This window comes from Rhodococcus sp. AW25M09, from assembly GCF_000333955.1.
Classification (GTDB): domain Bacteria; phylum Actinomycetota; class Actinomycetes; order Mycobacteriales; family Mycobacteriaceae; genus Rhodococcoides.
Map to the genome: position 1 here is coordinate 17593 of NZ_CAPS01000084.1, position 26441 is coordinate 44033.

A 26441-nucleotide genomic window follows, 5' to 3' on the forward strand; every position below is an offset into this window, starting at 1 on the left:
ATCGAACCGACCGTAGGGCTTAGAGTCACACTTCATGTCAGCCGAGAGTTCCCCCGACGCCACGTCGGACGACACCACGTCGGACGAACAAGCGAACGAGCCGGTCGCCGTTCCGTTGTTGGCCCCGGCTGACGGAGTACCCGACGTCGTCGATACCGCGGATGCCGTTCGTAGTGCCGCAGCGCTGCTCGCCGCCGGCCACGGTCCACTGGCCGTCGACGCCGAACGCGCCTCGGGCTTTCGCTACTCCCAACGCGCCTATCTGCTGCAGTTCCGTCGCCGCGGAGCCGGCACCGTGCTGCTCGATCCGATCCCGGTCACCGGCGATCTCGCTCCCCTCGCCGAGGTGATCAACCCACTCGAATGGGTGCTGCACTCCGCCGATCAGGACCTACCGGGCCTGGCCGAACTCGGACTGATACCCGCCACGCTCTACGACACCGAACTCGCCGGACGCCTGGCAGGATTCGACCGCGTCGGTCTGGGAGCCATCGTCGAACGCACCCTCGGACTCGCCCTGCAGAAGGGTCACGGCGCAGCCGACTGGTCCACCCGACCATTGCCCGACTCCTGGCTCAACTACGCCGCGCTCGATGTCGAAGTTCTCCTCGAACTGCGCGACGCGATGGCCGACGAACTCGAACGACAGGGCAAGACGGAATGGGCGGCACAGGAATTCGCCCACATCCTCGCCCTCGGACCGCCCAAACCCAAGACCGACAGGTGGCGTCGGACATCGGGGATCCATGCGATCAAATCGCCGCGCACGCTTGCCGCCGTGCGCGAGATGTGGACCACGCGAGACGAGTTGGCCGCCAAACGAGACGTGGCACCGAGCCGGGTACTCCCGGATTCGGCCATCGTGGCTGCAGCGACGGCCGATCCGAAGTCTTCCCGCGAGCTCGAGCAACTACCGGTCTTCGGTGGCCCCCGTCAGCGCAGATCGTCTCGGTTGTGGGCCTCGGCACTGACCCGCGCCCGAGCACTGCCCACCGCCGAATTGCCCTCGATGGCTGCGTCTTTCGACGGACCACCGCCGGTGAACAGGTGGGCCCGCCGTGATCCCGACGCGGCCGCCCGACTCGCCGACGTACGCGCTGCAATGACCGAGCTCAGCGAATCGGTGTCGGTTCCGGTCGAGAATCTGCTGATGCCGGACCTGCTGCGCCGCTTGGTGTGGGACTGGCGGACACCGGTCGATCCCGATGCCGATGCCGACCCGGCGGAGCTGATCGATGCCCGACTGGCCGAGGGCTCAGCCCGACCGTGGCAGCGCACGCTGGTGGTGCCGGTCCTGACGAAGGCTCTCGACCCTTCTCAAGTTACCGACGGGTAATACCCGCTACAGTAGGTGACGCGTCCGGGCACCCGGGCGAGTCGTCCGCATCTGTCGGGAGGATCGAAAAGCGTGTCTGTACCCGCGTCCACCAGCTCACAGAGGAATGTTGTCTTCGTCGACGGCATCCGTACCCCGTTCGGCAAAGCAGGCCCCAAGGGCATGTACGCCGACACTCGCGCAGACGACCTCGTCGTCAAGGCAATCCGCGAACTCCTTCGTAAGAACCCCAATCTCCCTCCCGAGCGCATCGACGAGGTCGCCATTGCTGCGACCACGCAGACCGGTGACCAGGGACTGACCATCGGCCGTACGTCCGCCCTGCTCGCGGGACTGCCCCGCAGCGTCCCCGGATTCTCCATCGACCGCATGTGCGCAGGTGCAATGACCTCGGTGACCACCACCGGATCGGGCATCGGTTTCGGCCAGTACGACGTCGTCATCGCCGGCGGTGTCGAGCACATGGGACGCCACCCGATGGGTGAGGGCGTCGACCCCAACCCGCGCTTCCTCGCCGACAAGCTCGTCGACCCCAGCGCACTGGTGATGGGCAACACCGCCGAGAACTTGCACGACCGGTTCCCGAGCATCACCAAGGACCGCACCGACGCCTATGCCGTCGCCAGTCAGAACAAGTACGACGCGGCCAAGAAGGCCGGCTACATCGCCGACACACTCGTCACCGTCGCCACCAAGTCGGCCGCAGGATGGGGCCTGGCCACCGAGGACGAGCCGCCTCGCCCCGGCACCACCATCTCGGACCTCGGCAAGCTCAAGACACCGTTCCGGCCTGCAGGTCGCGTCACCGCCGGCAACGCCGCGGGACTCAACGACGGTGCCACCGCCGCGATCCTCGCCGGCGAAGACACCGCGCACGAGCTCGGCCTGAACATCGGCATGCGGATGGTCGGCTTCAGCTTCGCCGGCGTCGATCCCGCCGTGATGGGCATCGGCCCGGTGCCCGCGACCGAAAAGCTGCTCGGCCGAACCGGATTGAGCATCGAAGACATCGGCCTGTTCGAGATCAACGAGGCCTTCGCGATCCAGGTTCTCGCATTTCTGGAGCACTACGGCATCGCCGACGACGACCCCCGCGTCAACCAGTGGGGCGGTGCCATCGCGTGTGGCCACCCCCTCGCGTCCTCGGGCGTTCGCCTGATGACTCAGCTGAGTCGCCAGTTCGCCCAACAGCCCGACGTCCGCTACGGCCTGACGACCATGTGCATCGGTCTCGGCATGGGCGGCACCGTCATCTGGGAGAACCCCAACCACGCTGACTACTCGGGAGCAGCCAAATGAGTGACATCACCACAGCGTTCGAGGACGAAGTAGTCACGAACGCGTACACCAAGATCATCTCCGTCCCGGGGCTCGAAGGTTCGATCGCCCTGGTCACCTTGGACAACGGCTTCGATCACACCAAGCCGTCCACCTTCGGTCCCGGCGGATTGGCCAAGTTCGATGCCGCACTCGACGAGGCGTTCGCCGCGAACCCGGTGGCCATCGCCGTCACCGGCAAGCCGTTCATCTTCGCCGTCGGAGCCGACCTCAACGGTGTGCCGAACATCAAGACCAAGGACGAGGCGCTGCAGATCGGCCAACTCGGCCACAAGGTCTTCCGTCGCTTGCGTGAGTCCGCGATCCCGACGTTCGCGTTCATCAACGGTGCCGCGCTCGGCGGCGGCCTCGAAGTGGGGCTGCACTCGCACTACCGCACCGTCGCAGAGAACGCTGCCGCGCTCGGCCTGCCCGAGGCCTTCCTCGGCCTGGTACCCGGATGGGGCGGAACTCAGTTGCTGCCCAACATCATCGGAGCTTCGAACGCCGTCACCGTCGTCATCGAGAACGCACTGAACCAGAACCGCGTCCTCAAGCCGCAGCAGGCACTCGACCTCGGCATCGCCGACGCCATCTTCGGTGGTGCCGACTTCCTCGAGCAGTCCCTCGCGTGGGCCGCCCAGGTGATCAAGGGCGAGGTCACCCCTGCGCGTCCCGAGATCGACCGCGGACAGGCCTGGGACGACGCAATCGCCCGCGCCAAGGGCATCGTGGCCGGCAAGACCAACAACTTCGCTCCCGGCCCCGTCGCTGCTGTCGAGCTGCTCGAGCTCGCCAAGAACACCGACATCACCGATTCGGCGTCTCTCGACACCGCGTTCGCCGCCGAGGACGACGCCCTGTCGACCCTGCTGGTCAAGGACGAACTGCGTGCCGGACTGTACGCATTCGACTTGGTACAGAAGCGCGCGAAGCGTCCGGCCGGCGCACCCGACAAGTCGCTCGCCCGCAAGATTTCCGGTGTCGGCATCGTCGGTGCCGGGCTGATGGCCAGCCAGCTCGCCTTGCTGTTCGTGCGCCAGCTCGAGGTGCCGGTGATTCTGACCGACATCGACCAGGAACGCATCGACAAGGGTGTCGGCTACGTTCACAGCGAGATCGACAAACTGCTCGGCAAGAAGCGTCTGTCCCCCGACGCCGCAAATCGGTTGAAGGCGTTGGTCTCCGGCTCGATCGACAAGTCCGCCTTCGCCGCGACCGACTTCGTCATCGAAGCAGTCTTCGAGAACCTCGACGTCAAGAAGAAGGTGTTCGCGGAGGTCGAGGAATTCGTTTCTGCCGAAACGATTCTCGCGACCAACACCTCCTCGCTGTCGATCACCAAGATGGCTGCGGATCTGAAGCACCCCGAGCGCGTCGTGGGCTTCCACTTCTTCAACCCCGTCGCCGTTCTTCCGCTGCTCGAGGTCGTCAAGGGTGAGAAGACCGACGATGCCACTCTGGCAACGGCATTCGCTACGGCCAAGACCCTGAAGAAATCGGCCGTTCTGTCGGCAGATCTTCCGGGCTTCGTCTTCAACCGTCTGGTCACTCGCGCGTCGAACGAGATCATCAGCGCGATCGACGAAGGCACTCCGTTCGATGTCGCCGATGGCGCTGTGGGCGAACTCGGCATGCCGATGAGCCCGTTGACGTTGCTGGCGCTCGTCGGACCGGCCGTGGCTCTGCACACTGCGGAAACCCTCGGCGAGGCATACCCGGAGCGGTTCAAGGACTCCCCCGGATTCCGTGCGCTCGTCGAGGCGAAGAAGCCGGGCGTGTGGACGTATGGCCCGGAGGGCCAGGTCGTCGATCCCGAGGTCGCTGCACTGTGGCCACAGGGAGATTCGCCGTCCACCGCCGAGCAGGTGCTCGAGCGCACCCGCAACGCGCTCGCCGACGAAATCAGGATCATGCTCGACGAGGGTGTCGTCGCGGCGGCCGAGGACATCGACCTCTGCCTGCTCCTCGGCGGCGGCTTCGGATTCTGGAACGGCGGCATCACCCCGTACCTGGACCGCAGCGGCGCTTCCGAGGCCGCGACCGGCCAGCGCTTCCTCGCCCCGGGTGTAGCCAGCGTCTAGCACTGCCCGCGGAGTTCGAGGTTATGGACGAATTTCTCCGGATTTTCGTCCATGACCTCGAACTCGGCTACCGTCTGACCCGATGAACAGCGAACGTGGTCGGCTGATCGGCATCGGCTATCGAATGTTGGGTTCCTACAGCGACGCCGAGGATGCCGCATCCGAGGCACTCGTCCGCTGGTACCGGCTCACCGACGCCGAACGCGACGCCATCGAGGTACCTGCCGCGTGGCTCACCCGTGTAGTGGGCCGCATCTGTCTCGACATTCTCGGCTCCGCCCGCGTTCGCCGCGAGACCTACGTCGGTCAGTGGTTGCCCGAACCCGTCCGCGGCCTCGACGCCGGGAATTTCATTGCCGCCGACCCCGCCGACCGAGTCGTGCAGCAGGATTCGGTGAGTCTGGCGCTGCTCGTCGTCCTCGACTCGCTCGGTCCAGCGCAGCGAGTCGCGTTCGTGCTGCACGACGCATTCGCCGTTCCGTTCGACGAGATCGCGACCGTCCTTGATCGCTCCCCCGCTGCCTGCCGCCAACTCGCGTCAGCCGCCCGAAAGCAGATCCACGCACGTCACCTGTCCCATACCGACCCCATCGACCACGATCGCGTCGTGCGCGCTTTTGTCCTCGCCTCGGGAGGCGGGGACCTGGCATCGCTCGTCTCACTGCTCGCTCCGGACGTCAGTCTGGTCAGTGACGGAGGCGGGCGTATCTCTGCAGCCCGCAATGCTGTGGTGGGCTCCGACCGGGTCGCCCGTTTCATCCGCGGCATCACCGCCAAGTCGACCGACCTGGACTGGTCGATCGAGTCCGTGAACGGTCTGTCCGGCATAGTGATCCGACGCGAAGGCCTCGTGTTCGCAGTCATCGGGTTCGCCACCACTGAAGGTGCGGTGACCGACGTCTGGATCGTGCTCAATCCGGACAAACTCCGACACTGGGCCTGACACCCGCCATACATTGTGCTCGGCTGCGTCGTCGTACAGGTGAGGCCCGCTGTTCTCCGGGCCCGATCATCTACGAGAAGGTGGGCAAACGATGAAGCTAGCCGTAGCCGGTGGAACGGGAACCGTCGGAGTGCATGTCGTCGAGGTAGCTCGCGAAGGCCGACACGACGTGGTGGTGTTGTCGCGATCCGCGGGCGTCGATCTCGTCAGCGGCACCGGACTGGCCGACGCGATGGCAGGCGTCGACGCGGTGATCGACGTCGCCTCGACACGGACGATGTCCGCCAAGGAATCGACGGCGTTCTTTTCCGCTGTCACCCGCAACCTGCTTGCGGCCGAGAACGAGGCAGGCGTGCGGCATCACGTGGCCTTGTCGATCGTGGGTATCGACAAGGCCCCGCACGCCTACTACGCCGGAAAGGTGAAGCAGGAGAGCATCATTCGCACAGGAACGGTACCGTGGACGATTCTTCGGGCCACCCAGTTCCATGAATTCGCCGCCCAGATCCGCGAACGGACCTCGTTCGGTCCGGTGAGCATCATCCCGAGGATGGTCTCGCAGCCCATCGCCGCCCGCGAGGTCGCCGAACGGTTGGTGGACCTAGCGGAGAAGTCCCCCGCCGGCCGAGTGACGGATCTCGGCGGCCCACGTGAAGAGCGTATGGCCGAGATGGTCCGGCAGTATTCGCGCGCGATCGACGCCCCTGGTCTGGTACTCGAGCTACCGATCCCCGGCACCTACGGACGAGCGATGCGCGACGGAACGCTGGTCACCACAACCGATTCGGATCATGGTCGACAGACGTTCGATCAGTGGTTGGCCGCCGGGGCGCACTGACCAAGCGTCGTCGAACTCGACGTCGGGGACGACATCCGTCGAAAGTCGGTCCACAACGTCGAGCTCGCCGGCAGCTCTACCGGACAATTCGCCCATACCGGCTAGACGGGTCGATTTGCTCCCATTTCCCAGTCACGAGGACGATGATGGCGATCGACCACCATGGATGCTGGTTCACCTCGAAAGCTGGGTCAGGCGATGACGCAATCAACCGATCGGTACACAGCCAAAGTTATCGGAGTCACCATTGCCGCTGCCGTCGGCGGCTTCCTGTTCGGGTTCGATTCTTCGGTCGTCAACGGCGCGGTCGACTCCATCCAGGAGAACTTCGCTCTGTCGTCGTTCGTCACCGGCTTCGCCGTAGCCATCGCGCTACTCGGCTGCGCCGTCGGTGCGTGGTTCGCCGGCCGCCTCGCCGACAGCTGGGGCCGAAAGAAGGTGATGCTGCTCGGTTCTGCACTGTTCACCATTTCGTCGGTGGGCTCCGGCTTCGCCTTCAGCGTCCCCGATCTGATGCTGTGGCGTGTGCTCGGCGGACTCGGTATCGGCATCGCATCGGTGATCGCGCCCGCGTACATCTCGGAGATCGCACCGGCCCGCTACCGCGGCGGATTGGCCTCGTTGCAACAGCTGGCGATCACCGTCGGTATCTTCGCTGCTCTGCTCTCTGATGCGGTACTGCAGAATGCGGCAGGCGGACCGTCGAACGATCTGTGGTTCGGACTCGAAGCCTGGCGGTGGATGTTCCTCGTCGGCGTCGCACCCGCTCTGGTCTACGGATTTCTCGCCACCCTGATTCCGGAATCCCCCAGGTATCTCGTCGGCAAGCACCTCGACGAGGAAGCAGCGCGCATCCTCGGTGACATCAGCGGTGAAGTGAACCCGAACGAGCGCGTCAAAGAAATTCGCCTGACGTTGCGCCGAGAGTCCAAGTCCTCGTTCGGCGACATTCGCGGGCCCAAGTTCGGTCTGCAACCCATCGTCTGGGTCGGCATCACCATGGCAATCCTGCAGCAGTTCGTCGGTATCAACGCGATCTTCTACTATTCGACGACTCTGTGGAAGTCCGTCGGATTCAGCGAGAACCAATCGTTCGTGACGTCGGTCATCACCTCCGTCATCAACGTATCGATGACCTTCGTCGCGATCTTGTTCGTCGATCGATTCGGACGACGAAACCTGCTCATGATCGGTTCGATCGGAATGTTCGTCGGCCTGGTGCTCGCGGCCATCGCGTTCACCCAGTCGGTGGGTAGCGGCGATCAATTGGAGTTGCCGGCGCCGTGGGGCCCCGTCGCGCTCGTCGGTGCCAATCTCTTCGTCGTCTTCTTCGCCGCGACCTGGGGGCCGATCATGTGGGTGATGCTCGGAGAAATGTTCCCCAACCGAATGCGCGCGGTCGCCCTCGGCATCAGCACTGCTGCGAACTGGATTGCCAACTTCGCCATCACCCTGGCGTTTCCGCCGCTGTCCGACACCATCGGACTCGGGTTCATCTATTCGTTCTTTGCGTTCTTTGCGATCCTGTCGTTCTTCTTCGTCAAGTACAAGATCAAGGAAACCAAGGGCATGGAGCTCGAGGACATGGTGATCTGACATGCCGATTTTCGTCGTCGAGTACGCGTACTCACCCGAGACGTCATCCGGCCGTGACGATCACCGAACCGACCATCGCGCCTGGCTGCGCGAACTCGAGCGCCGCAAGATCCTCCGGTCGTCGAGCCCGCTCCCCGACCACAGCGGATCGACCATGATCGTCGAGGGAGCCGACAAGGAGACCGTGGAACGCCTTCTTGCGCACGATCCGTTCGCACTGGCCCACCTGATCGACCACGTTCGGGTCGAAGAGCGGGTGGCGGGCAGCTAGACCGCCCGAGACCTGACCTGCGCCTTCTCGACGACACTCTTCGTGCCGCAACCGATCCGGCGATCGGTCAGAGACTCTTGACCCAGTGCGAGACCCGCTGTACTACGTCGTCGCAGGTGAGGCCGAGTTCGTGGTGGAGCTGCTCCCGCGATGCGTGGTCCAAGAATCGTTGTGGCACACCCAGATCGCGACACGGAGTGTCGACGCCGGCTCCTCGGAGAGCCGCCGACAGCGCCGAGCCGATGCCGCCGTGCAGACCGCTGTCCTCGATCGTCACGACCATCCGGTAGTCCTCGGCCAACTTCAGCAACGACTGCGGGATGGGAAGGACCCATCGCGGATCCACGACGGCCGCCGAGACCCCGTCGTGTCGAAGCTTCTTCGCTGCTTCGAGGGCAAGTGCACCGAACACACCGACCGCGACTATCAGTACGTCACCCCTCGCATCGGATGGCTCGGTCAACACATCGACGACCCCGTCCAGCCTGCGCACTGCCGACACGGTCTCGGTGACCGCACCCTTCGGGAAGCGCAGCGCAGTGGGCCCGTCGGACGTCGCGATCGCCTCGGCCAACTCCTCACGCAGTGTCTCTGCGTCTCGGGGTGCCGCCACTTTCATACCGGGAACGATGCCGAGCAAAGACATGTCCCACATGCCGTTGTGGCTGGCACCGTCGGCACCGGTGACGCCTGCGCGGTCCAGAACCACGGTAACCGGCAGCCCGAGTAGCGCTACGTCCATGAGCAGTTGGTCGAACGCTCGATTGAGGAACGTCGAGTAGATGGCGACCACGGGGTGCATGCCGCCGAGCGCGAGCCCTGCAGCCGATGTCATGGCGTGTTGCTCGGCAATACCGACATCGAACATTCGCTCGGGGAACCGAACCCCGAACGCGGCAAGTCCGGTGGGCGCAGCCATCGCCGCGGTGATCGCAACGACGTCCTCGTTCTGCTCGCCCTGCTCGATGAGTGCGGCCGAGAACACCGACGTCCAATCCGGTGCCGACTTCGATCGCGCCAATCCGGTCGCCGGATCGATGACACCGGTGGCATGCATCTGGTCGGCGACGTCGTTCTCGGCATGAACGTAGCCCATGCCCTTGCGGGTCACCGCGTGAACGATGACCGGTCCGCCGTACGCCTTTGCCCGGCGCAGCGCCGATTCCATCGCGTGTTGATCGTGGCCGTCGACCGGACCCAGATATTTGATGCCCAGATCGGTGAACATCACCTGCGGGCTGATGGCGTCCTTCACCCCGGCCTTCATGCCGTGCAGCATCGTGTACGCAGTCGGCCCGACGACGGGAATCTTGCGCACGATGCGGCGCCCGTTGTCCAAGATCTTCTCGTACTGGGGCTGGAGCCGAAGGGCAGCAAGGTGATCGGCCAACCCGCCGATCGTCGGGGCATACGAGCGGCCGTTGTCGTTGACGACGATGACCAGAGATCGATCGCGGCCGGCCGCAATGTTGTTGAGCGCTTCCCAGCACATTCCGCCGGTGAGCGCACCGTCGCCGACGACGGCGACGACATGCCGATCGCTCTCACCTTTGAGTGCGAACGCTTTGGCGAGGCCGTCGGCGTAGGACAGCGACGCCGACGCGTGCGAGGACTCGACCCAGTCGTGTTCGCTCTCGGTTCGCGAAGGATAGCCCGAGAGGCCGCCCTGCTTACGCAGCGTGTCGAACAGACCGGTACGCCCGGTCAGCATCTTGTGGACGTAAGCCTGGTGACCGGTATCGAAGATGACGGGATCACGAGGAGAGTCGAAGATGCGATGAATCGCCAGTGTCAGTTCCACCACGCCCAGATTGGGCCCGAGGTGGCCGCCCGTGGCAGACACCTTCTCCACGAGAAACGCGCGGATCTCGCGAGCCAACTCGGCCAGTTCGGCACTACCGAGGCCGCGCAAGTCCTCGGGCGTCTGAATTCGCGCTAGGACACCCAACGAGATCGCTCCCTCCGGCCGGTTCACACATTTGGACTTTCAGTCTACGGAGTCGATGGACCCCCGCCGCTCCGCCCAGCGTGGTCTCGGTGACACTACCGTCGAACGACCGGATGTCCTGGATCAGCCGCCCCTAACCTCACCGGTGTCGAATCGGACATCACACCTACAGTGTTGCCCATGAGCAACGTCGTCGATGCCATCCTCGAACGAGTCCACGAACTGTGCCGAGACGACACGACCGGACAGGTGGCCGACTACATCCCCGAGCTCGCTGCCGTCACGCCCGACGGCTTCGGTATCGCGCTGACGACCACCGACGGCTATGTCTACGAGGTCGGGGACACCCAGGTCCCTTTCACGATCCAATCCATCTCCAAGCCGTTCACCTATGCACTGGCCCTGGCCGATCGAGGACTCGCCGCGGTTGCAGGAAAGATCGACATCGAGCCGTCCGGTGAGCCGTTCAACGAGATCAGCCTCGACCCCGTCACCGAGCGACCCCGCAACCCGATGATCAACGCGGGTGCCATCACGGCGGCGTCACTCGTCGCGGGACGCACTCCCCAGGATCGTTTCGAGCGTATTCGGGCCTCGTACTCGCGCTATGCAGGGAGGTCTCTGAGCTTCAACGATGCCGTGTATCGCTCGGAGGCGCGCACCGGAAATCGCAACCGCGCCATCGGGTACATGCTTCGCTCGTTCGACATCATCGACCACGATCCCGATGCCGCCGTCGATCTGTACTTTCGCCAGTGTTCGATCGACGTGACCACGGTCGATCTCGCCATGATGGCAGCCACCATGTCCAACAACGGCGTCAATCCACACACCCGCGAACGCGCTCTGGCACCTGCGCTGGTCGAACGAGTGCTGGCGGTGATGACGACGTGCGGGATGTACGACGGCGCAGGAGACTGGGTCGCCCGGGTGGGTATGCCGGCCAAGAGCGGAGTCGGGGGCGGAATCCTTGCGGTACTGCCGGGCCAGATGGGTATCGCCGTCTACTCACCACGGCTCGATTCCCATGGAAACAGCGTGCGCGGGGTCGCTGCATGCCGAGAACTCTCGACCCGCCTCGAACTTCATTTCCTGCATGTCACTCGCGCCGCGAAGTCTTCGATCCGTCGTCGTTACGTACTCACCGAAGCACCGTCCCGCAAACGGCGTTCCGACGTCGAGCAGGCCACCCTGGCCGTCGTGGGAGACCGCGCCCGCGTATACGAGCTGCACGGCGACCTGTTGTTCTCCGGTGCCGAGACGGCCGTCCGTGAGATCGGAAACCTGGACCGAGAACTGGACGCCCTCGTCATCGACGTGCGCGGCGTCGACGAGGTCAGTGCCATTGCGCGCACCATGTTCGAAGACCTGCGTCGGGACCTCGCCGAACACGGCTGCGTGGTGTCACTGGTGGACCCGCGAGCGATCATGGGCCACACCACGTCGAGTCTCGACCCATCAGATCCGGCGGGTCGCGTCTATTCGAGCCTGGGGTCGGCCATCCAGTGGGCCGAGAACCTCCTGCTCGATCGGCATTGCGCAGGTCTGCGACAGCCTACCGACATCACCCTGGCCGAACATCCATTGCTCGCGGGGCTGTCCGCCTCTCAATTCGAGGCCGTCACCCCCTATCTGGAGAAGCGGCACTACGCGCGCGGCGACGTCATCGTGCGCAAGGGCGACGCGGCCGCAGGCCTGTTCCTGATGTTGCGCGGAGAGGTGACATCGCGGGCCGTCGCGGCCGACGGCGGTACGCACACCATCACCACGCTGTCGCCCGGGATGAGCTTCGGGGAGATGCCGCTGCTGATGGCGGTTCCCTTTCTGCTCGACATGGTGGCAGACACACCGGTCGACCTCGTGGTGGTGTCGGTACAGCACTTCGAAGCCCTGACCAGTGATGCCCCAGCGGTCAAGCTCGGACTGTTGGAGAATCTCGCCACCGGTGCGTACGGGCAGATGGCCGCGGTGATCAAAACGCTCGGGCGGTTCGACATAGGTATCTGACACCGAATATCGAACCGCCCGCGGCGATTGTGAACTGGTCAGGCTCCCAGCGTCAGCATCGTGAGCACCTCGGTGGGCTGCGGTGAGCCACCCGCAGGCTCGAGCGAGAACGCGAAGTTCGTCGCCGAACCGAGACCATCGACCACCGTGCCGGATTCGGAGGTGATCTGGTCCTCGGTCATCACACCTGCCGATCGCGGCGAACCGTCGACGAACCACATCTGATAAGCGCGCCCTGCCGGCGGTTGAGCGACACCGTCGAGGGACACCACTACCGCGTCGCGGGACAGCGAGTACGACACGGTGGCCGTGCCTCCTCCGGGGAAGTCGGCCGTCGCCTGGCGCGCATCGGCCGCGGCGACGATCTGCTCCGCCTGAGACGGCTGCGCGTCGTTACCCATCGTTTGTGTGACGACCACCACGCCGCCGACGGCCACGATCACCGCGGCAGCTGCGGACATCATCGAGTAGCGCCAGCTCTTCGAGCGCTCGCGCCGATGGCGGTGCAGCGGAGTGACGTTCGGCGGTAGCTCCCGAACCGTGGGCTCCTGCTCGCTGGTGGCAACTCGATCGAGTACCACCTGGCGCAGTCGGTCGGGGGCAGGTGCCGCATCGATCGCGGCAGCCAACGCCAACGTCTCGTGGATCTCACTCACGAGAACGTCGAACTGCGCGCGCGCCGTGTCGTCGACCCGAAGCCGGTCGGCCTCGATGCCGCGTCGTTCGGAGTCGGTCATAGCGTGAAGGGCGTAGACCTCCGCATCGTCGAAAAGTCGTTGTCGGGACGATTCACTCATTGCGGGATCACCCCCAGACATGTCTTCAATTTGATCAGTCCGTCTCGTATGCGCGATTTGATTGTGGGCACCGCGACCCCGAGCCGCTCCGCAACCTCGCGGTAGGTGTAACCGCTGTAATAAGCCATTCGTACCGACTCGCTCTGCGTATCGGTCAATGTTTCGAGACAGGCCACCACTGCCTCCGATTCGAGTCTCTGGGTCACCGTTTCGAGCACCTCGTCGTGCTCGGGCGTGTGACTCACTGCGCCGTACGCCGCCTCACGGTCGGTGCCGGACTGCTCGCTTCTGACGCGATCGACGGCGCGGCGATGCGCCAACGTCATGATCCACGCGAGTGGACTGCCCTGACTCGGGTCGTAATTGGGTGCCGAACGCCAGATCTGAAGGAACACCTCCTGGGCGGTCTCCTCGCTGTATCCCGGGTCACGAAGCACCCGAAGCACCATCCCGTAAACACGAGCAGAGGTGGCGTCGTACAGCTCGGCGAATGCCGACCGATCACCTCGTGCAACCGAGGCCATCAACCGACGCAGCCGGTCGGCTTCGTCGGCCCGCAGGTTCTTGAGCTGCGGGCTGGGGACGGCGCACACCGCGTCCGCTGCCACAGAGTTCTCTGCGGCGTCGGGCGCGCGGCCACGGCCGGCGTCCGATGATCCGGGCACGTCGGAAAACGGCGCGCTCATCGCAAGGTCGTCCCAACAGACGGGTTCATGATCGAGTTCATCGAACACGACACTAGTGGTCATAGTGCTCTCATATCGAAACCTCCGCGTTTTCCCGCCGCAGTACATATTCGGAACAATCCGACCGACGGATGGTTCGAGACGAGAATTCGTTTGCACCGAAGTGGAACTCGGCTGATTCGATAGTGGTGGACGGACCGCTGACGGTGCGGCTGCACAACCGAAAGTGCCACTGCGACAGGTCGAAACCGGGACCGGTCAGGACGCTGCTGCTCGCGCTCGATGTCGGCGCACCGCGTCGCGGTTGGAACATACTGTTCCGCAGTACCGCTGCCTCCCGGTGCGTGAAGTGTCCGCGAAGGCGAGCGAGCAGTCGGCGGCAGCGCAGCGATCGAGACGGGACATCCCGCGCCCGGTCAGATGCAAGGCTGTCCCGACGCTCACCAGCGCCCGTATCACGCCGCCCAGTGCAATGTTGGGATCGCGGTAGTGCATGTGCCACCCGTCACCGGCATGGTTGGTCAACCTCGGATACGCCGCGGCCTGTGCCAGAAGAGCATTGAGCGCGTCGGCCCGCTCGTCTTCGGTCTCGGCGTCCACCACGCATGCCCAGTCACGCAGGAAGTCGTGGGTGTCGACCAGATCGGCATCGGTTGCCGTCCAATCCGGAACAAGGCCCGCGTCTACGCAGCGGGTCCCCAGTTCGGCCGCCGAGACGGGCGGACAGTTGAGCAGGTCGATACCGAGTTTCACCGCATATTCCCCGTAAGGGTTGATGTGCATAAGACCATTACATCACAGTGGATGCATGCACACCGAACACACGACACACACCTGGACCACACACTCCACCCACGCCACGAGCGAAGGCCTCGTCGGATACCAGGGCTGCCGATGCGGTGCTCAGCGCATCGTGTCCGTACCCACCGATGCCTTCGCCTCGGTCGCCGAAGTCACCCACCGCGGGTGAACGGTCACCGCCGCGGTGTTCGTCACCTCGGGCACAGCCGGACAGCGCATCCGAGACGGGTGAGCAACCTATCCACGAACGAAGCGTCCGATGCATTCGACGTGACTCGTCAGAGGAAACGCGTCGAAGGCGCGGACGTCGGTGAGCTCGTACCCCGCCGCGCGGTACAGGCTCACGTCTCGCGCGAACGACGCCGGATCGCACCCGACATGCACGACCGAACGGGGTCGTCTGGCGGCGAGGGCGTCGATCACGTCTCGGCCGGCTCCCGCGCGAGGCGGATCGAGTACCGCAACCGACACCGGCTGCGTCAACGCATCCATCGAGCGCTCGACGCGGCCGGGCACGAAGGAGACTTGCGCGAGATCTGCCAGAGCCGAACGGCCGTCCTCGGCTGCGCGCCGGGAGAATTCGACGCTCGACACGTGCCCGGTGGATCCGACTCCGGGGGCGAGGGCCGCCGCGAACACCCCGACACCACCGTAAAGATCCCACGCACCATCCCCCGGGGAGGCGTCCGCCCATTCCGTCACCACGTCGGTGTAGGTCTGGGCCGCACCGCGATGGGCTTGCCAGAAACCGGTGGCGTCGAGGGTCCAGGCCCTGTCGGATACGAATTCCGTCACCCGACCCGATCCGATCACGGCCTTTTCCGGCCGCGCCCGCGACGACGCAGCGCGCCGAGCGGCTGCTCCTCGCCGACCGGGTGCCCTCCGGCCGGTACGGGACACCTGCGCCGGGGCGATCTCGACGACATGCCGCTCGCCTGATCCGTCCACCACGACCTGCAACTCCGATCCCGGCCGCCACTGCCTGTTCGACAATCCTTCGTAGGCAACCGAATCCATCTGGGGGCACCTGAGTTCGGTGAGGATCGAACTGCTTCGATAACGGTGAAAGCCAGGTTGCCCGCCGGCGTCGACAGCGAGCCGCACCCGAGTTCGCCAACCACGTCCGTCGCCGGTACCGGGAAGTTCCTCGACCAGTACCTCGCGCTCGATTCCGGCGACTCGGCGCAGTTGCTCGGCAACCACCGATGCCTTCATCGTCCGACCGGCTTCCAAGCTCGCATGAGAGTAATCGCAGCAACCGGATCCTCCCGGCCCGGAGATCGGGCACACCGCGTCGACCCGATCGACCGACGGCACCAGGATCTCGACTGCATCCGCCCGGCAGAACGAACCACCCCGATCCTCGGTGACCTTGGCCAGCACCCGCTCCCCCGGCAGACCGTGCCGCACGAACATCACCCGACCCTCGTGCCGGGCCACACAGAACCCACCGTGTCCAGGAGCTCCGAGTTCGACTTCGACTTCGAGTCCGGACCAACTCTCGCTCACTTGCCCACCGGAGGTTCGTAGCCTCTACGAGAAGCTCCCGGCGCATTGCCGAGCACTTCTCTGCGCGCCTTCTCCGCCGAATGCAGCTGCCACGGCACGCTGGTGACCATCACACCCGGCTGGAACAACAGCCGAGACTTCAGCCGCAGTGCGCTCTGGTTGTGCAGGACCTGCTCCCACCAATGCCCCACCACGTATTCCGGGATGAACACGGTGACGACGTCGCGCGGGGAGTCGCGTCGAACCCGCTTGACGTAGTCCAGCACCGGCTTGGTGATCTCGCGGTACGGAGACTCGACGACCTTGAGCGGCACAGTGACATCGCTGGCCTCCCATTCCCGCACGAGGGCACGAGTATCGGCCTCGTCGACGTTGACCGTCACCGCTTCCAGAGTGTCCGGCCTCGTCGCTCGGGCGTACGCCAGGGCGCGCAGAGTCGGCATGTGCAATTTCGACACCAACACGATCGAGTGGGTGCGGCTGGGCAATACGCCGTCCCACTCCTCGTCCTCGAGCTCGCTCGCCACGGTGTCGTAATGCTTTCGGATCAAGCGCATCAAGCCGAAGATCAGGACCATCGCGACGATCGCTATCCATGCGCCGGCTGCGAACTTGGTGATCAGAACGATCACCAACACCGTTCCCGTCATCAGGAGCCCCACACTGTTGACCACGCGCGATCTCAGCATTCGGCGACGCGATTCGGCGTCGGTCTCGGTAGCGAGCAGCCGCGTCCAGTGCCTGATCATCCCGGTCTGGCTCAGCGTGAACGACACGAAGACTCCCACGATGTACAGCTGGATGAGCTTGGTTACTTCGGCACCGAACACCACCACGAACGCGATAGCAGCGCCGGACAGGAAGAGAATGCCATTACTGAACGCCAGTCGATCGCCGCGGGTGTGCAGTTGGCGGGGCAGGTAACGGTCTTGTGCGAGAACCGAACCCAACACCGGGAATCCGTTGAACGCCGTGTTCGCCGCGAGCACGAGGATCAACGCGGTGACGATGGTGATGAAGAAGAATCCGGCCGGAAATCCGTCGAACACCGTCTCTGCCAACTGGGCGATCAACGTCTTCTGGACGTACCCGTCAGGTGCACCGACCAGTTGCGCCTCGGGATCCATGGCGTACTTGATGCCCACGGTCTGAGCCAGCACGATGATGCCCATCAACAGGGTTATCCCGATCACTCCCAGCAGCAGCAGTGTTGTCGCAGCATTGCGAGACTTGGGCTTCTCGAAGGCCGGGACGCCGTTGCTGATCGCCTCGACTCCCGTCAGCGCGGCGCACCCCGAGGAGAACGCGCGGGCGATCAGAAACGCGAATGCGATGCCGTACAGGTGCGAATCCTCCGCCTTCAGCTCGAACGCAGCCGACTGCGCCTGCACGTTCTCACCGAGTCCGTAGACGCGGAACAGACCCCAACCGATCATCAGCACCATGCCGAACATGAAGGCGTACGTGGGAATGGCAAAAGCCGCGCCCGACTCCCGGATGCCGCGCAGATTGATCGAGGTGATCAGCACGATCGCCACCACAGCGAACAGAACTTTGTGTTCGGCAACCAGAGGCACCGCAGATCCGATGTTCGACGCGGCCGCCGAAATCGACACGGCAACAGTCAGTACGTAATCGACCAACAAGGCGCTACCGACGGTCAAACCCGCCGTCGGACCGAGATTGACGGTCGCGACCTCGTAGTCGCCACCACCCGACGGGTAGGCGTGCACGTTCTGCCGGTAGCTAGCGACGACCACTGCCATGACCACCGCGACCGCGAGTCCGATCCAGGGCGTGAATGCGATTCCAGAGATGCCCGCGACCGACAGCACCAGAAAGATCTCTTCGGGTGCGTAGGCAACCGACGACATGGCGTCGGAGGCGAACACCGGCAGAGCGATGCGCTTGGGCAGCAGCGTATGGCCGAGCTTATCGCTGCGGAACGGCCTACCCAGCAATAGCCGCTTGGCGGCAGTCGAAAGCTTGGACACGGGAGAAGCGTAGGCCGTCGCCTGCCGGAGGTCTCGGGCGAGCGTCCCAAATACGGCCAGAAGACACCCTGGCTCGATTCACCGACGAATGCCGGATACGTTGGTGCACGCTTACACGGTGGCAGTGACGGCCATCGGTATCGAGATCGAGTTCGGGACGGAGCTGGGGCGTTGTACGTAGTTGTGATGGGATGTGGCCGCGTGGGCGCATCGCTGGCAGGAGCGCTCCAACGCATCGGCCACGAGGTGGCGATCATCGACCGAGACAAGACGGCGTTCCTGCGACTCGACGCGGATTTCACCGGGCCGCGCGTCGTCGGCATGGGATTCGACCGCGATGTTCTCGTCCACGCGGGTATCGAGAAGGCCGAAGCCTTCGCGGCCGTGTCCTCCGGGGACAATTCCAACATCATTTCCGCCCGCGTGGCACGCGAGACGTTCGGAGTCGAGAACGTCGTCGCAAGAATCTACGACGCCAAGCGCGCCGCAGTGTACGAACGTCTCGGTATCCCCACGGTCGCAACGGTTCCCTGGGCAACCGACAGATTTCTGCACAATCTTCTGCGCGACGATCCGACGACGAAATGGCGCGATCCGTCGGGCAGCGTGGCGGTGGTCCTGCTGGACTGTCACGAGGGGTGGATCGGCAAGAAACTGTCGGTCCTCGAAGATGCCACCCGGTCGAGAGCCGCGTTCGTCATCAGATTCGGTTCCGGTCTTCTGCCGGACAAACGAACCGTGATCCAGGCTGGAGACGAAATCTACGTCGCGGCCGTATCGGGGACGGTGGCCGAAGCATTGGCGCTGGCCGGCAATCCGCCGCCTTCGGACAACTGATGAGCCCAGCAGCATTTCACCCACACTTCACCGATCCGAACGGGATGCCATGAAAGTCGCCATCGCCGGTGCCGGCGCAGTCGGCAGGTCCATCGCACGCGAGTTGATCCGCGGCGGCCACGCCGTGATGCTCCTCGAACGCAAACTCGATCACGTCGATCAGGCCGCCATCCCGGAAGCGGAATGGGTACTGGCCGACGCGTGCGAGCTGAGCCTGCTCGAAGCCGCCCAACTCGAGAATTACGACGTGGTGATTGCCGCTACCGGCGACGACAAGGCCAACCTGGTGCTCAGCCTGCTGGCCAAGACCGAGTTCGGAGTAGACCGAGTCGTCGCGCGAGTCAACGATCCTCGAAACGAATGGCTGTTCGACGCCTCGTGGGGCGTCGACGTCGCAGTGTCGACGCCACGCATGCTCGCGTCGCTGGTCGAAGAGGCCGTGACGGTCGGCGACCTCGTACACCTGATGACGTTCCGCAAGGGGCAGGCGAACTTGGTCGAGATCACGCTGCCGGAGAACACTCCGTTGGCGGGCAAGCCGGTCCGAAAGCTCCAATTGCCCAGGGATGCAGCGTTGGTGACGATTCTGCGCGGTGGACGGGTGATCGTCCCGCAACACGACGATCCACTCGAGGGCGGCGACGAATTGCTGTTCGTCGCCGCGAAAGAGGTAGAGAACGAACTACGTGCTGCGGTCGGTCTGATCTGACGGCCGTGGTCCGTCGGTCCGGTCCGCATTCGATTCGACCTCGAGTGTGCGATCGGCCCGACGTACGGCCCAGAGTGTGACCAGCAGTGCCACTCCCGTCAACGGCCACCCCATCCCGATTCGCGCGACGGCGAGCCAGCCGGTCTGATCCGAGTCGTAGAGCTGCGATTGGACGACATACCTCGCACCGAACACCGCTGCCCACGCGATCGTGGCCACGTCGTAGTAGCGAACCGCGGATCGGTCCCGCCGCCAGGCCGTTCCCTTGCCGTTGAGGTAGCCCCAGATGACTCCCACCAACGGCCAACGAGCGAGCACCGACAGCACGAACGCTCCGCCGTAGACCAGTGAGGTATAGATGCCGAACAGAAAGTAGCCCTTGGCATCTCCTGTGCGGTACGCGATGAATGCGCAGATGCCCACACCGAAGAACCCCGAGATCGCAGGCTGAATGGGACTGCGCTGAATCAGACGCCACACGAGAACTGCGGCGGCGACACCCAGGGCGGCCCACAGCGCGACACCGAGGTTGAAATAGCTGTTCGCCGGAACGAAGACGACGACCGGCAAGGTGGAATACACGAGCCCACTGAGTCCGCCGAGTTGCTCGAGAACGGTGGGGGCCACCTTCTCGACGCCCTCCGGCGTCGACACCTCGGCCGTGGATTCCGGCGTGCTCGGCGTCATCGGGTGCGGCACGGCATCGTCGCTGTTGGTCACGACCACGAGAGTGCCATACCGGCAGTTGTCAGCTGTCGTCGCGCAGTTCGTAATAGGGGTTGTACACGATTTTTCGTCCTTCGCGCTCACCGACGCGTCCGCGAACGAGCACAGTCTTGCCCGGCTCGATTCCGGCAATCTTGCGGCGACCGATCCAGACCAGCGTCACCGTGTCGGTGCCGTCGAAGAACTCGGCCTCGATGTTCGCATTGGCGGCCTTCGAGCACGCCTCGACACTGCGCAGCCGTCCCAGCATCGTGACTTCCTCGCCACGCGAGCAATCGCACGCGCGTCGGGCACCGGACGCTTCGGAGGATTCGGCCATTTCCTCGGCGTCGAGTTGTTCGATGTCCTCGGTCAACTTTCGCGTCAACCGGCGAAAGTATCCTGCGGCAGCGGGTGCCATGGTGCGCTCCAGCGGTGTCGGTCGTTCCGCAGGCTCCACTCCTGGGAGTACTGCGGCGACGTGGGGGTTTGCCTCGTCAGGGCGGGTACTTCGCCACTGTAGACCCGATGTGTCACGCTGACCAACCACTGCCGCGTCTCGGCGCGAAGGCGTGCACAATCGTGTCGTGCACAGCCGACTCGATACCCACACCGCGGTCGTTCTACCTGGCACGGGATCGGACGCCCGCTTCGCCGACGACGCATTCTCGGCAGCGTTCGGCGATGTGGGATTGACCACCCTTGCGGTCGAACCCGATCCGGCCGGTGTCGTGGACAGTTATCTCGCCGCTCTGGACGGCGCGGCACACCGTCACGGCCGAATCGTCGTCGCAGGAATCTCGCTCGGTGCCGCGGTCGCAGCACGATGGGCTGCCGACAATGCGTCGAGCACCATCGCGCTGGCGCTCGCCCTACCGGCGTGGACGGGAGACCCTGCGGGCTCCCCCGCGGCCCTGAGCGCGCAGTTCACCGCCCGGTTGCTGCGCGAGGAGGGGCTCGATGCCGTCACTGCAACCATGGCATCGTCGAGCCCGGAATGGCTCGCTCGCACGTTGCGCCGATCCTGGGCTGCGCAGTGGCCTGCTCTTCCGGACGCCTTGGACGAGGCAGCGCGACATCGCAGCCCGGACCTCGCCGAACTCGCACGAATACAAATGCCTGCCGTCGTGGTGGGTGCCGTGGACGACGCCGTGCATCCGATCGACGTGGCACGTCAGTGGGCAGGGACACTGCCCGACTGCGCGCTGCGCACCGTGACGTTGGACGGTATCGGGAGCGATCCGGGATGCCTCGGCCGAGCGGCTGTCGACGGTCTCGATCGACACTGGCCCCGGTTGCTCGGTCGGTGAATCAGTTGCTCGGTCGTTGAATCAGCCGCTCAGTTGTCGAATCAGCCGCCGAGTTGCTGGATCGCCGATCCCGAGGCCCCCCGTCGAGGAGCTCGATCGCGTTCGGCCGCCGCCGGTTCTGGGGTCGAATCGTTGTGCGGTGCAGCAGGTTCATCAGCGGTGTCCGCCTGCTGCGGCTCAGCCGTCTGCTGAGGAGCCGTCTGCTGAGGAGCCGCCTGCTGCGCTGCCGACTGCTGTTCTGCAGCAGCAGCGAGCTGCTCGGCCAGCACCTGAGGCAACACCACCGGTAGCGGGGTCCGAACCGGATGCGGGTCGGTACCCCGGTCGACCACTGTCTGCCGAAGAATCGTGTGGGCAAGTTGCACGAGTGGCTGGCCCTCGCCCACTGCACCGGACGGACCGGCCAGCACGCAGCGGACCATCCATCGATAGCCGTCGACTCCGATGAAACGCAGATCTGCGTTGACCGTCACGCCGAGGAGCTCGCGTCCCCACGGACCCGTCTCGACCGTTGTCTCGGCCTTGTCGTTACGAAGCGACGCCGCCAGGTCTGCTGCCACCTCTCGCCATTGACCGGGTGACTTCGGAGCTGCATAGGCAGCGATGGTGATGCGTCCGAACTGGGTGACGATGTGCACCGCCTGCGGACTGCCTGCCTGCGACATCTCGACCTGAAGTTGCCCACCCTCCGGAAGAGGGACCAACACCGACCCCAGGTCGAGTCGCGTCCTCGCGACAGTCTCGCGATCGTCGTCGAGGTCCCCGAGATCGTGGGGTCCGTCGGCGATCGTGTCCTCGGCCACCTCGTCGTTTTCGACTCCGTCGACGAATGGCTCCGCACCGGGCGCGGAGGCACTGCCGGCGTCGTTCTTCTTACGCCGTCCGAACATGTTCAGCTCTCTTCTTCTCGGTTGCTTCCACGGTGCCTGACACCGGCGAACGTCGTGGCGGAACTCACTGCTTCAGACTCGCATGCCCGCCGGTCGAACCGTGACCACCGGCCCCTCGAACGGTGTCGTCCAGCTCGTCGACCTCGACGAACGTCACCAGCTCGACGCGCTGAACGAGTAGCTGCGCGACGCGGTCGCCGCGCTCGAGCGCGATCGGAGTGTGCAGATCATGGTTGATCAAACAGACCTTGATCTCGCCGCGGTAGCCGGCATCGACGGTGCCCGGGGTATTGATGACCGACAGCCCCGATTTCGCCGCCAGGCCAGAGCGCGGATGTATCAGCCCCACGGTTCCCAACGGAAGTGCGACCGCAATACCGGTCCCCACCAGGACGCGTTCGCCCGGCGCAATCGTGACCGGGGCCGTGATCCGCAGATCCACGCCCGCGTCGCCTTCGTGCGCGCGAGCCGGCACCGGCAACTCACGATCGAGTCGGCGCACACGGACCTCGGACAACGCAGATGCAGACATCGTCGAGACCGGAGATCGATCCACGGATGGTTCTTTGCCGGTCTCGGTGACTTCGTCGCTCACGTCGAACGAGACTACGCTGGCCCGCTCGTGTCTCGACGTGGCGACTACCCTGGGACTCGTGACTGCAGATCGACATACCGAACACGCGAACTCGGAGCCCGGCAACTCCACGCCACCGTCCGGCTCGACGACGCCGGCAGGCTCGGTGCTCTACTCCGAGCGGCTGTGGGTGCCGCTCTGGTGGTGGGCAGTGGGCGGTGCCCTGGCGGTCCTGTTGGCGGCGGAGATTCACATGGGCGCACCCGGAATTCGGGCCTGGCTCCCCTACCTCGTGCTGATACCGCTCTTCGCCTGGGCGTTGTACGCCTTCAGCAGGCTGCGCGTAGCAGTGGTCACCCGTGCGGACGACGGCACCGACTCCTCCGGCGTCGAGTTGCACGTCGGCAAAGCCCATCTGCCACTCGACGTCGCGTCCAAGGCGGCAGTAGTGCCCGCAACTGCAAAAAGTGCGGCGCTCGGAAGGCAGCTGGATCCGCTTGCCTTCGTACAGCACCGCACCTGGGTGAAACAGATGGTGATCGTGGTCCTCGACGATCCGGACGACCCGACACCGTATTGGTTGGTCAGCACCAAACGCCCGGAAGCGTTGCTGGCGGTGCTGACCGCGCACGGCGTAGAAGGGCGCTGACCTATCGCCCCAACGACGTACTCGACGTCACGGCACAGACCCGAACCAGCCGGTCAGGTCTGTGCCCCCGCAATCATGCCGCGCAGTCGCGACACATCAGTGCGCCGCCGGCATCGCTGGCCAGACGGCTGCGATGATGAACCAGGAAGCAGCTCGAGCAGGTGAACTCGTCCGCCTGCTTGGGAACTACCCGAACCGAAAGCTCCTCGCCGGACAGATCTGCACCCGGAAGCTCGAACGACTCCGCAGTGTCGGATTCGTCCACGTCCACCACTGCGGACTGGGCCTCGTTGCGTCGAGCCTTCAATTCTTCGAGAGAGTCCTCCGACACATCGTCGGATTCTGTTCTTCTCGGTGCGTCGTAGTCGGTTGCCATTGTTCTCGTACCCCTCATCTTCGTGCGCGTGTGTGGTGAAAGCTGCCGATGGGTCGGCTTGTGGCCGTCGGCTGTGAAGAGGGCGGTTGCTCGCTTCCACCGGTGTTGGTGTCTGTCAAATCGTTCGTCGTCGCGCGGTGCCCGAAACTACACCGGGTAGTTCCCAGAACTCGACGGTTGAAACCCGCTCGAGACCTCGCTCACCAGATCGATAGTGCATCGGCATCCGATTTCCGAAGCACCGCGGCCGCCAGACAATAGCCGAAGCCGGTGGCAAAGTCGAAACCGAACCGCCGATGAGTCCATCGCCTGCATGCACGCCGCTTCAACACCACGACGGTCCGCTTCATTCCGCGATCCCCGGAAGACTTCCCGGTGCCGGTTTCACGCTCCGAATCGGGCGTCGCGCAGTACATCCGAGTCGAGGTACGGCCGAGTGTGCCGCCACCCGGCAGCGCAGGCATCTACAGTAGGCACCGCGTCGGTGTGAATCGACTCTGTGACCGGTCTCGGCGCGTGCCGACGGAAAGGCGAAGATCAACTGTGGTTTCTCTGATCACCGAAGGCCATTCGGCCGACGATCGAGGTCGTCCGTTCCGTCGCCGCCGCGCGTTTCCCATCATCGCGGTGTTCACGGTGCTGGCTCTGCTGGGAGTGCTCGTGTGGGTCAAGGTGTTCACCACCTCGGATGCCACCACTGCTACCGCCGAATGCAATGCGCCGACCACCACAGCGGCCACCGACGGCACGGAGCCCGTTCCGCTGGGCGACGAAGTCGACCCGACCACGCTGCTCGACGTCCAGCCCGCGCCTCTGTCGGCGACGAAGGTACGAGTCTTCAATGCCAACGGTGAACGCGGTCAGGCTGCTCTTGTTGCGGCCCAGCTCATCGATTACGGTTTCGCGAGCGCACCGGACGTCCAGGTCGGCAACGATCCGGTCTACGTCGATCAGAACATGCAGTGCCAGGGCCAGATTCGCTTCGGTGCTGCCGGTTTCGCGGCGGCGAGTGCAGTGTGGCTGGTAGCGCCCTGCGCCGAGCTCATCGAAGATTCTCGCACCGACGACTCGGTGGACCTCGCTCTCGGAACGTACTTCAGCGCGATCCAGCCGGGCGACGACGCCGAGGAAGTGCTCCGCACGCTCGCCAGTACAGCACCTGATGCCGAGCCGCAGCCGCTCGATGCCGATCTGCTCTCGGCAGCGCGTCAATCGCGCTGCTGAGACCGACCCAGCGCGTCAGCCCGGGATCGGATCGAGAGCGCCGGCGCTGCGCAGAGCGGCCAGGAAGGCATCCGAGATTCCCGGGGCCGCAGCCACAGTCACCGAGCCGTGCGCACTCGTGGAGTTCGCTGCCGGTAGCCGAACCACTGCTCCTGCCTCGGCCGCGATCAGCGCACCTGCGGCCCAGTCCCATGGGCTGAGCCCGTGCTCGAAGTGAGCGTCGGCCGCTCCGGAGGCGACCATGCACAAGTCCAGTGCTGCCGACCCGATCCGGCGAATGTCGCGTACTTGCGGCAGCAGCTCGGAGACGATGGCTCCCTGCACGGCACGTCGCCCCGACCCGTAGCCGAATCCCGTGGCCAACAACGTCATCGACAGTTCCGTCACGCCCGAGCACCGCAGTCGCTCCTCGGTGCCGTCGGCTCTGAGCACCACGGCACCGCGGCCCTTCGCTGCGGAATACACGAGCTCGCGGGCCACGTCGACCACGGCACCCGCCACGCTGACACCGTCGATCTGAACGGCGACAGAGACCGCGTACGCGGGGATTCCGTACATGAAGTTCACGGTCCCGTCGATCGGGTCCAGTACCCATCGCACGCCGTCGAGTGAGTCGTCCTCGCTGCCTTCTTCCTCCCCCAGGACGGCATCCGCGGGCCGCAACGTCGACAACATCTCGCGCAGAACGCGCTCGGTCTCGGTGTCCACGACGGTCACCGGGTCGGTCGGCGTGCTCTTGGACTGCACCGAGCCGTCGCCGACGTGCGAGTCACCACCGAAGACCTGCGGTCGCCGCAGTCGCACATGCTCGGCAGCGCCCTGTGCGACTCGAATCGCGACCTCGCGCAGCACGTCCACGTCTCGCGTGCTCGATTCCGTGCTCAGCGCCCCCTCCGCTGCGTGAGCTCCCGGCAATTGCGTACTGGCGGTGTCGTTCTGCGATCCGTCTGATTTCGGCACGCGTACATCGCAACACACTCCGAGGGCCGAGCACCACCGCACGACCCGCAGAGCCTGTCCGTGCGGTCTCGACGTCCCGC

General features: G+C 64.8%; 26 protein-coding genes. 14 read left to right on the forward strand and 12 right to left on the reverse strand.

Going from position 1 to position 26441, the window contains the following annotated elements:
• Window positions 1-34: 34 nt before the first annotated feature.
• The 7 genes from RHODMAR_RS16970 to RHODMAR_RS17000 all read left to right on the forward strand — a co-directional run bounded on the left by RHODMAR_RS16970 (window position 35) and on the right by RHODMAR_RS17000 (window position 8385).
• Entirely contained in the window at window positions 35-1336 is a 1302-nt protein-coding gene (locus RHODMAR_RS16970) for an HRDC domain-containing protein (protein WP_008716754.1), read from the forward strand.
• Window positions 1337-1408: 72 nt separating this feature from the next.
• Window positions 1409-2635 (forward strand): thiolase family protein, encoded by a 1227-nt coding sequence (locus RHODMAR_RS16975; protein ID WP_008716756.1) that lies wholly within the window; start codon window positions 1409-1411, stop codon window positions 2633-2635.
• Window positions 2632-4737 carry a 3-hydroxyacyl-CoA dehydrogenase NAD-binding domain-containing protein gene (locus tag RHODMAR_RS16980; RefSeq protein ID WP_008716758.1) on the forward strand — a complete coding sequence of 702 codons (2106 nt, stop codon included), beginning with the start codon at window positions 2632-2634 and terminating at the stop codon, window positions 4735-4737. Before RHODMAR_RS16975 ends, RHODMAR_RS16980 begins: the two co-directional genes overlap by 4 nt.
• 82 nt (window positions 4738-4819) lie before the next feature.
• Window positions 4820-5680 (forward strand): RNA polymerase sigma factor SigJ, encoded by an 861-nt coding sequence (gene sigJ / locus RHODMAR_RS16985; protein WP_008716761.1) that lies wholly within the window; start codon window positions 4820-4822, stop codon window positions 5678-5680.
• Window positions 5681-5771: 91 nt separating this feature from the next.
• Window positions 5772-6518 (forward strand): SDR family oxidoreductase, encoded by a 747-nt coding sequence (locus tag RHODMAR_RS16990; protein ID WP_008716764.1) that lies wholly within the window; start codon window positions 5772-5774, stop codon window positions 6516-6518.
• A gap of 198 nt (window positions 6519-6716) precedes the next feature.
• The gene (locus RHODMAR_RS16995; protein WP_042939646.1) at window positions 6717-8114 is read left to right on the forward strand and encodes a sugar porter family MFS transporter; all 1398 of its coding nucleotides are present in this window, start codon (window positions 6717-6719) and stop codon (window positions 8112-8114) included.
• Window position 8115: 1 nt separating this feature from the next.
• Window positions 8116-8385 (forward strand): YciI family protein, encoded by a 270-nt coding sequence (locus tag RHODMAR_RS17000; protein ID WP_008716768.1) that lies wholly within the window; start codon window positions 8116-8118, stop codon window positions 8383-8385.
• A 67-nt stretch (window positions 8386-8452) separates the two neighbouring features.
• Here RHODMAR_RS17000 and dxs read toward each other — a convergent pair whose 3' ends face one another.
• On the reverse strand, window positions 8453-10333 hold the full coding sequence (dxs, locus tag RHODMAR_RS17005; protein ID WP_042939687.1) for a 1-deoxy-D-xylulose-5-phosphate synthase: 1881 nt from the start codon (window positions 10331-10333) through the stop codon (window positions 8453-8455).
• A gap of 180 nt (window positions 10334-10513) precedes the next feature.
• On the opposite strand from dxs, the gene glsA reads away from it, so the two are divergent.
• Window positions 10514-12340, forward strand: coding sequence for a glutaminase A (gene glsA, locus RHODMAR_RS17010; RefSeq protein WP_042939649.1), 1827 nt, complete (start codon window positions 10514-10516; stop codon window positions 12338-12340).
• Between the two features lie 38 nt (window positions 12341-12378).
• On the opposite strand, the gene RHODMAR_RS17015 is transcribed toward glsA, so the two are convergent.
• The 3 genes from RHODMAR_RS17015 to RHODMAR_RS17025 form a co-directional block, all read right to left on the reverse strand.
• The gene (locus RHODMAR_RS17015; protein WP_042939651.1) at window positions 12379-13137 is read right to left on the reverse strand and encodes an anti-sigma factor; all 759 of its coding nucleotides are present in this window, start codon (window positions 13135-13137) and stop codon (window positions 12379-12381) included.
• Window positions 13134-13886: a sigma-70 family RNA polymerase sigma factor gene (locus tag RHODMAR_RS17020; protein WP_008716774.1), complete on the reverse strand. Its 753-nt coding sequence runs from the start codon at window positions 13884-13886 to the stop codon at window positions 13134-13136. The genes RHODMAR_RS17015 and RHODMAR_RS17020 overlap by 4 nt, the downstream gene beginning before the upstream one ends.
• Before the next feature lie 195 nt (window positions 13887-14081).
• Window positions 14082-14606, reverse strand: coding sequence for a CGNR zinc finger domain-containing protein (locus tag RHODMAR_RS17025; protein WP_008716776.1), 525 nt, complete (start codon window positions 14604-14606; stop codon window positions 14082-14084).
• Between the two features lie 25 nt (window positions 14607-14631).
• On the opposite strand from RHODMAR_RS17025, the gene RHODMAR_RS28700 reads away from it, so the two are divergent.
• On the forward strand, window positions 14632-14793 hold the full coding sequence (locus RHODMAR_RS28700) for a hypothetical protein (protein WP_198289468.1): 162 nt from the start codon (window positions 14632-14634) through the stop codon (window positions 14791-14793).
• A gap of 68 nt (window positions 14794-14861) precedes the next feature.
• Here the strand turns inward: RHODMAR_RS28700 and RHODMAR_RS17030 are convergent, their stop codons facing one another.
• Complete coding sequence (locus RHODMAR_RS17030; protein WP_042939654.1) at window positions 14862-16133, reverse strand: class I SAM-dependent RNA methyltransferase; 1272 nt, start codon at window positions 16131-16133, stop codon at window positions 14862-14864.
• Entirely contained in the window at window positions 16130-18127 is a 1998-nt protein-coding gene (locus RHODMAR_RS17035; protein WP_008716781.1) for an APC family permease, read from the reverse strand. Before RHODMAR_RS17035 ends, RHODMAR_RS17030 begins: the two co-directional genes overlap by 4 nt.
• Before the next feature lie 171 nt (window positions 18128-18298).
• On the opposite strand from RHODMAR_RS17035, the gene RHODMAR_RS17040 reads away from it, so the two are divergent.
• Together RHODMAR_RS17040 and RHODMAR_RS17045 are read left to right on the forward strand one after the other, a co-directional pair.
• Window positions 18299-18964, forward strand: a complete 666-nt coding sequence (locus RHODMAR_RS17040) for a potassium channel family protein (RefSeq protein WP_042939656.1) — start codon at window positions 18299-18301, stop codon at window positions 18962-18964.
• 49 nt (window positions 18965-19013) lie between these two features.
• A complete protein-coding gene (locus tag RHODMAR_RS17045; RefSeq protein WP_008716786.1) occupies window positions 19014-19673 on the forward strand; it encodes a potassium channel family protein in 660 nt (219 codons plus the stop codon).
• Here the strand turns inward: RHODMAR_RS17045 and RHODMAR_RS17050 are convergent.
• Complete coding sequence (locus tag RHODMAR_RS17050) at window positions 19647-20399, reverse strand: DUF3159 domain-containing protein (protein ID WP_008716788.1); 753 nt, start codon at window positions 20397-20399, stop codon at window positions 19647-19649. The genes RHODMAR_RS17045 and RHODMAR_RS17050 overlap by 27 nt on opposite strands.
• 22 nt (window positions 20400-20421) lie before the next feature.
• On the reverse strand, window positions 20422-20799 hold the full coding sequence (locus RHODMAR_RS17055; RefSeq protein WP_008716791.1) for an OB-fold nucleic acid binding domain-containing protein: 378 nt from the start codon (window positions 20797-20799) through the stop codon (window positions 20422-20424).
• Between the two features lie 166 nt (window positions 20800-20965).
• Here RHODMAR_RS17055 and RHODMAR_RS17060 point away from each other — a divergent pair, with 166 nt between their 5' ends.
• Window positions 20966-21688 (forward strand): alpha/beta fold hydrolase, encoded by a 723-nt coding sequence (locus tag RHODMAR_RS17060; RefSeq protein WP_042939692.1) that lies wholly within the window; start codon window positions 20966-20968, stop codon window positions 21686-21688.
• A 41-nt stretch (window positions 21689-21729) separates the two neighbouring features.
• Here the strand turns inward: RHODMAR_RS17060 and RHODMAR_RS17065 are convergent, their stop codons facing one another.
• Together RHODMAR_RS17065 and dut are read right to left on the reverse strand one after the other, a co-directional pair.
• Complete coding sequence (locus RHODMAR_RS17065; RefSeq protein ID WP_008716795.1) at window positions 21730-22578, reverse strand: DUF3710 domain-containing protein; 849 nt, start codon at window positions 22576-22578, stop codon at window positions 21730-21732.
• A 64-nt stretch (window positions 22579-22642) separates the two neighbouring features.
• Complete coding sequence (dut, locus tag RHODMAR_RS17070) at window positions 22643-23110, reverse strand: dUTP diphosphatase (protein WP_042939693.1); 468 nt, start codon at window positions 23108-23110, stop codon at window positions 22643-22645.
• Between the two features lie 208 nt (window positions 23111-23318).
• Here dut and RHODMAR_RS17075 point away from each other — a divergent pair, with 208 nt between their 5' ends.
• Entirely contained in the window at window positions 23319-23801 is a 483-nt protein-coding gene (locus RHODMAR_RS17075; protein WP_008716800.1) for a DUF3093 domain-containing protein, read from the forward strand.
• A gap of 73 nt (window positions 23802-23874) precedes the next feature.
• On the opposite strand, the gene RHODMAR_RS17080 is transcribed toward RHODMAR_RS17075, so the two are convergent.
• A complete protein-coding gene (locus RHODMAR_RS17080) occupies window positions 23875-24177 on the reverse strand; it encodes a DUF4193 domain-containing protein (protein WP_008716803.1) in 303 nt (100 codons plus the stop codon).
• Between the two features lie 543 nt (window positions 24178-24720).
• Here RHODMAR_RS17080 and cei point away from each other — a divergent pair.
• The gene (cei, locus tag RHODMAR_RS17090; RefSeq protein ID WP_008716804.1) at window positions 24721-25401 is read left to right on the forward strand and encodes an envelope integrity protein Cei; all 681 of its coding nucleotides are present in this window, start codon (window positions 24721-24723) and stop codon (window positions 25399-25401) included.
• Window positions 25402-25416: 15 nt separating this feature from the next.
• On the opposite strand, the gene RHODMAR_RS17095 is transcribed toward cei, so the two are convergent.
• The gene (locus tag RHODMAR_RS17095) at window positions 25417-26259 is read right to left on the reverse strand and encodes an inositol monophosphatase family protein (protein ID WP_008716806.1); all 843 of its coding nucleotides are present in this window, start codon (window positions 26257-26259) and stop codon (window positions 25417-25419) included.
• Between the last annotated feature and the right edge of the window lie 182 nt (window positions 26260-26441).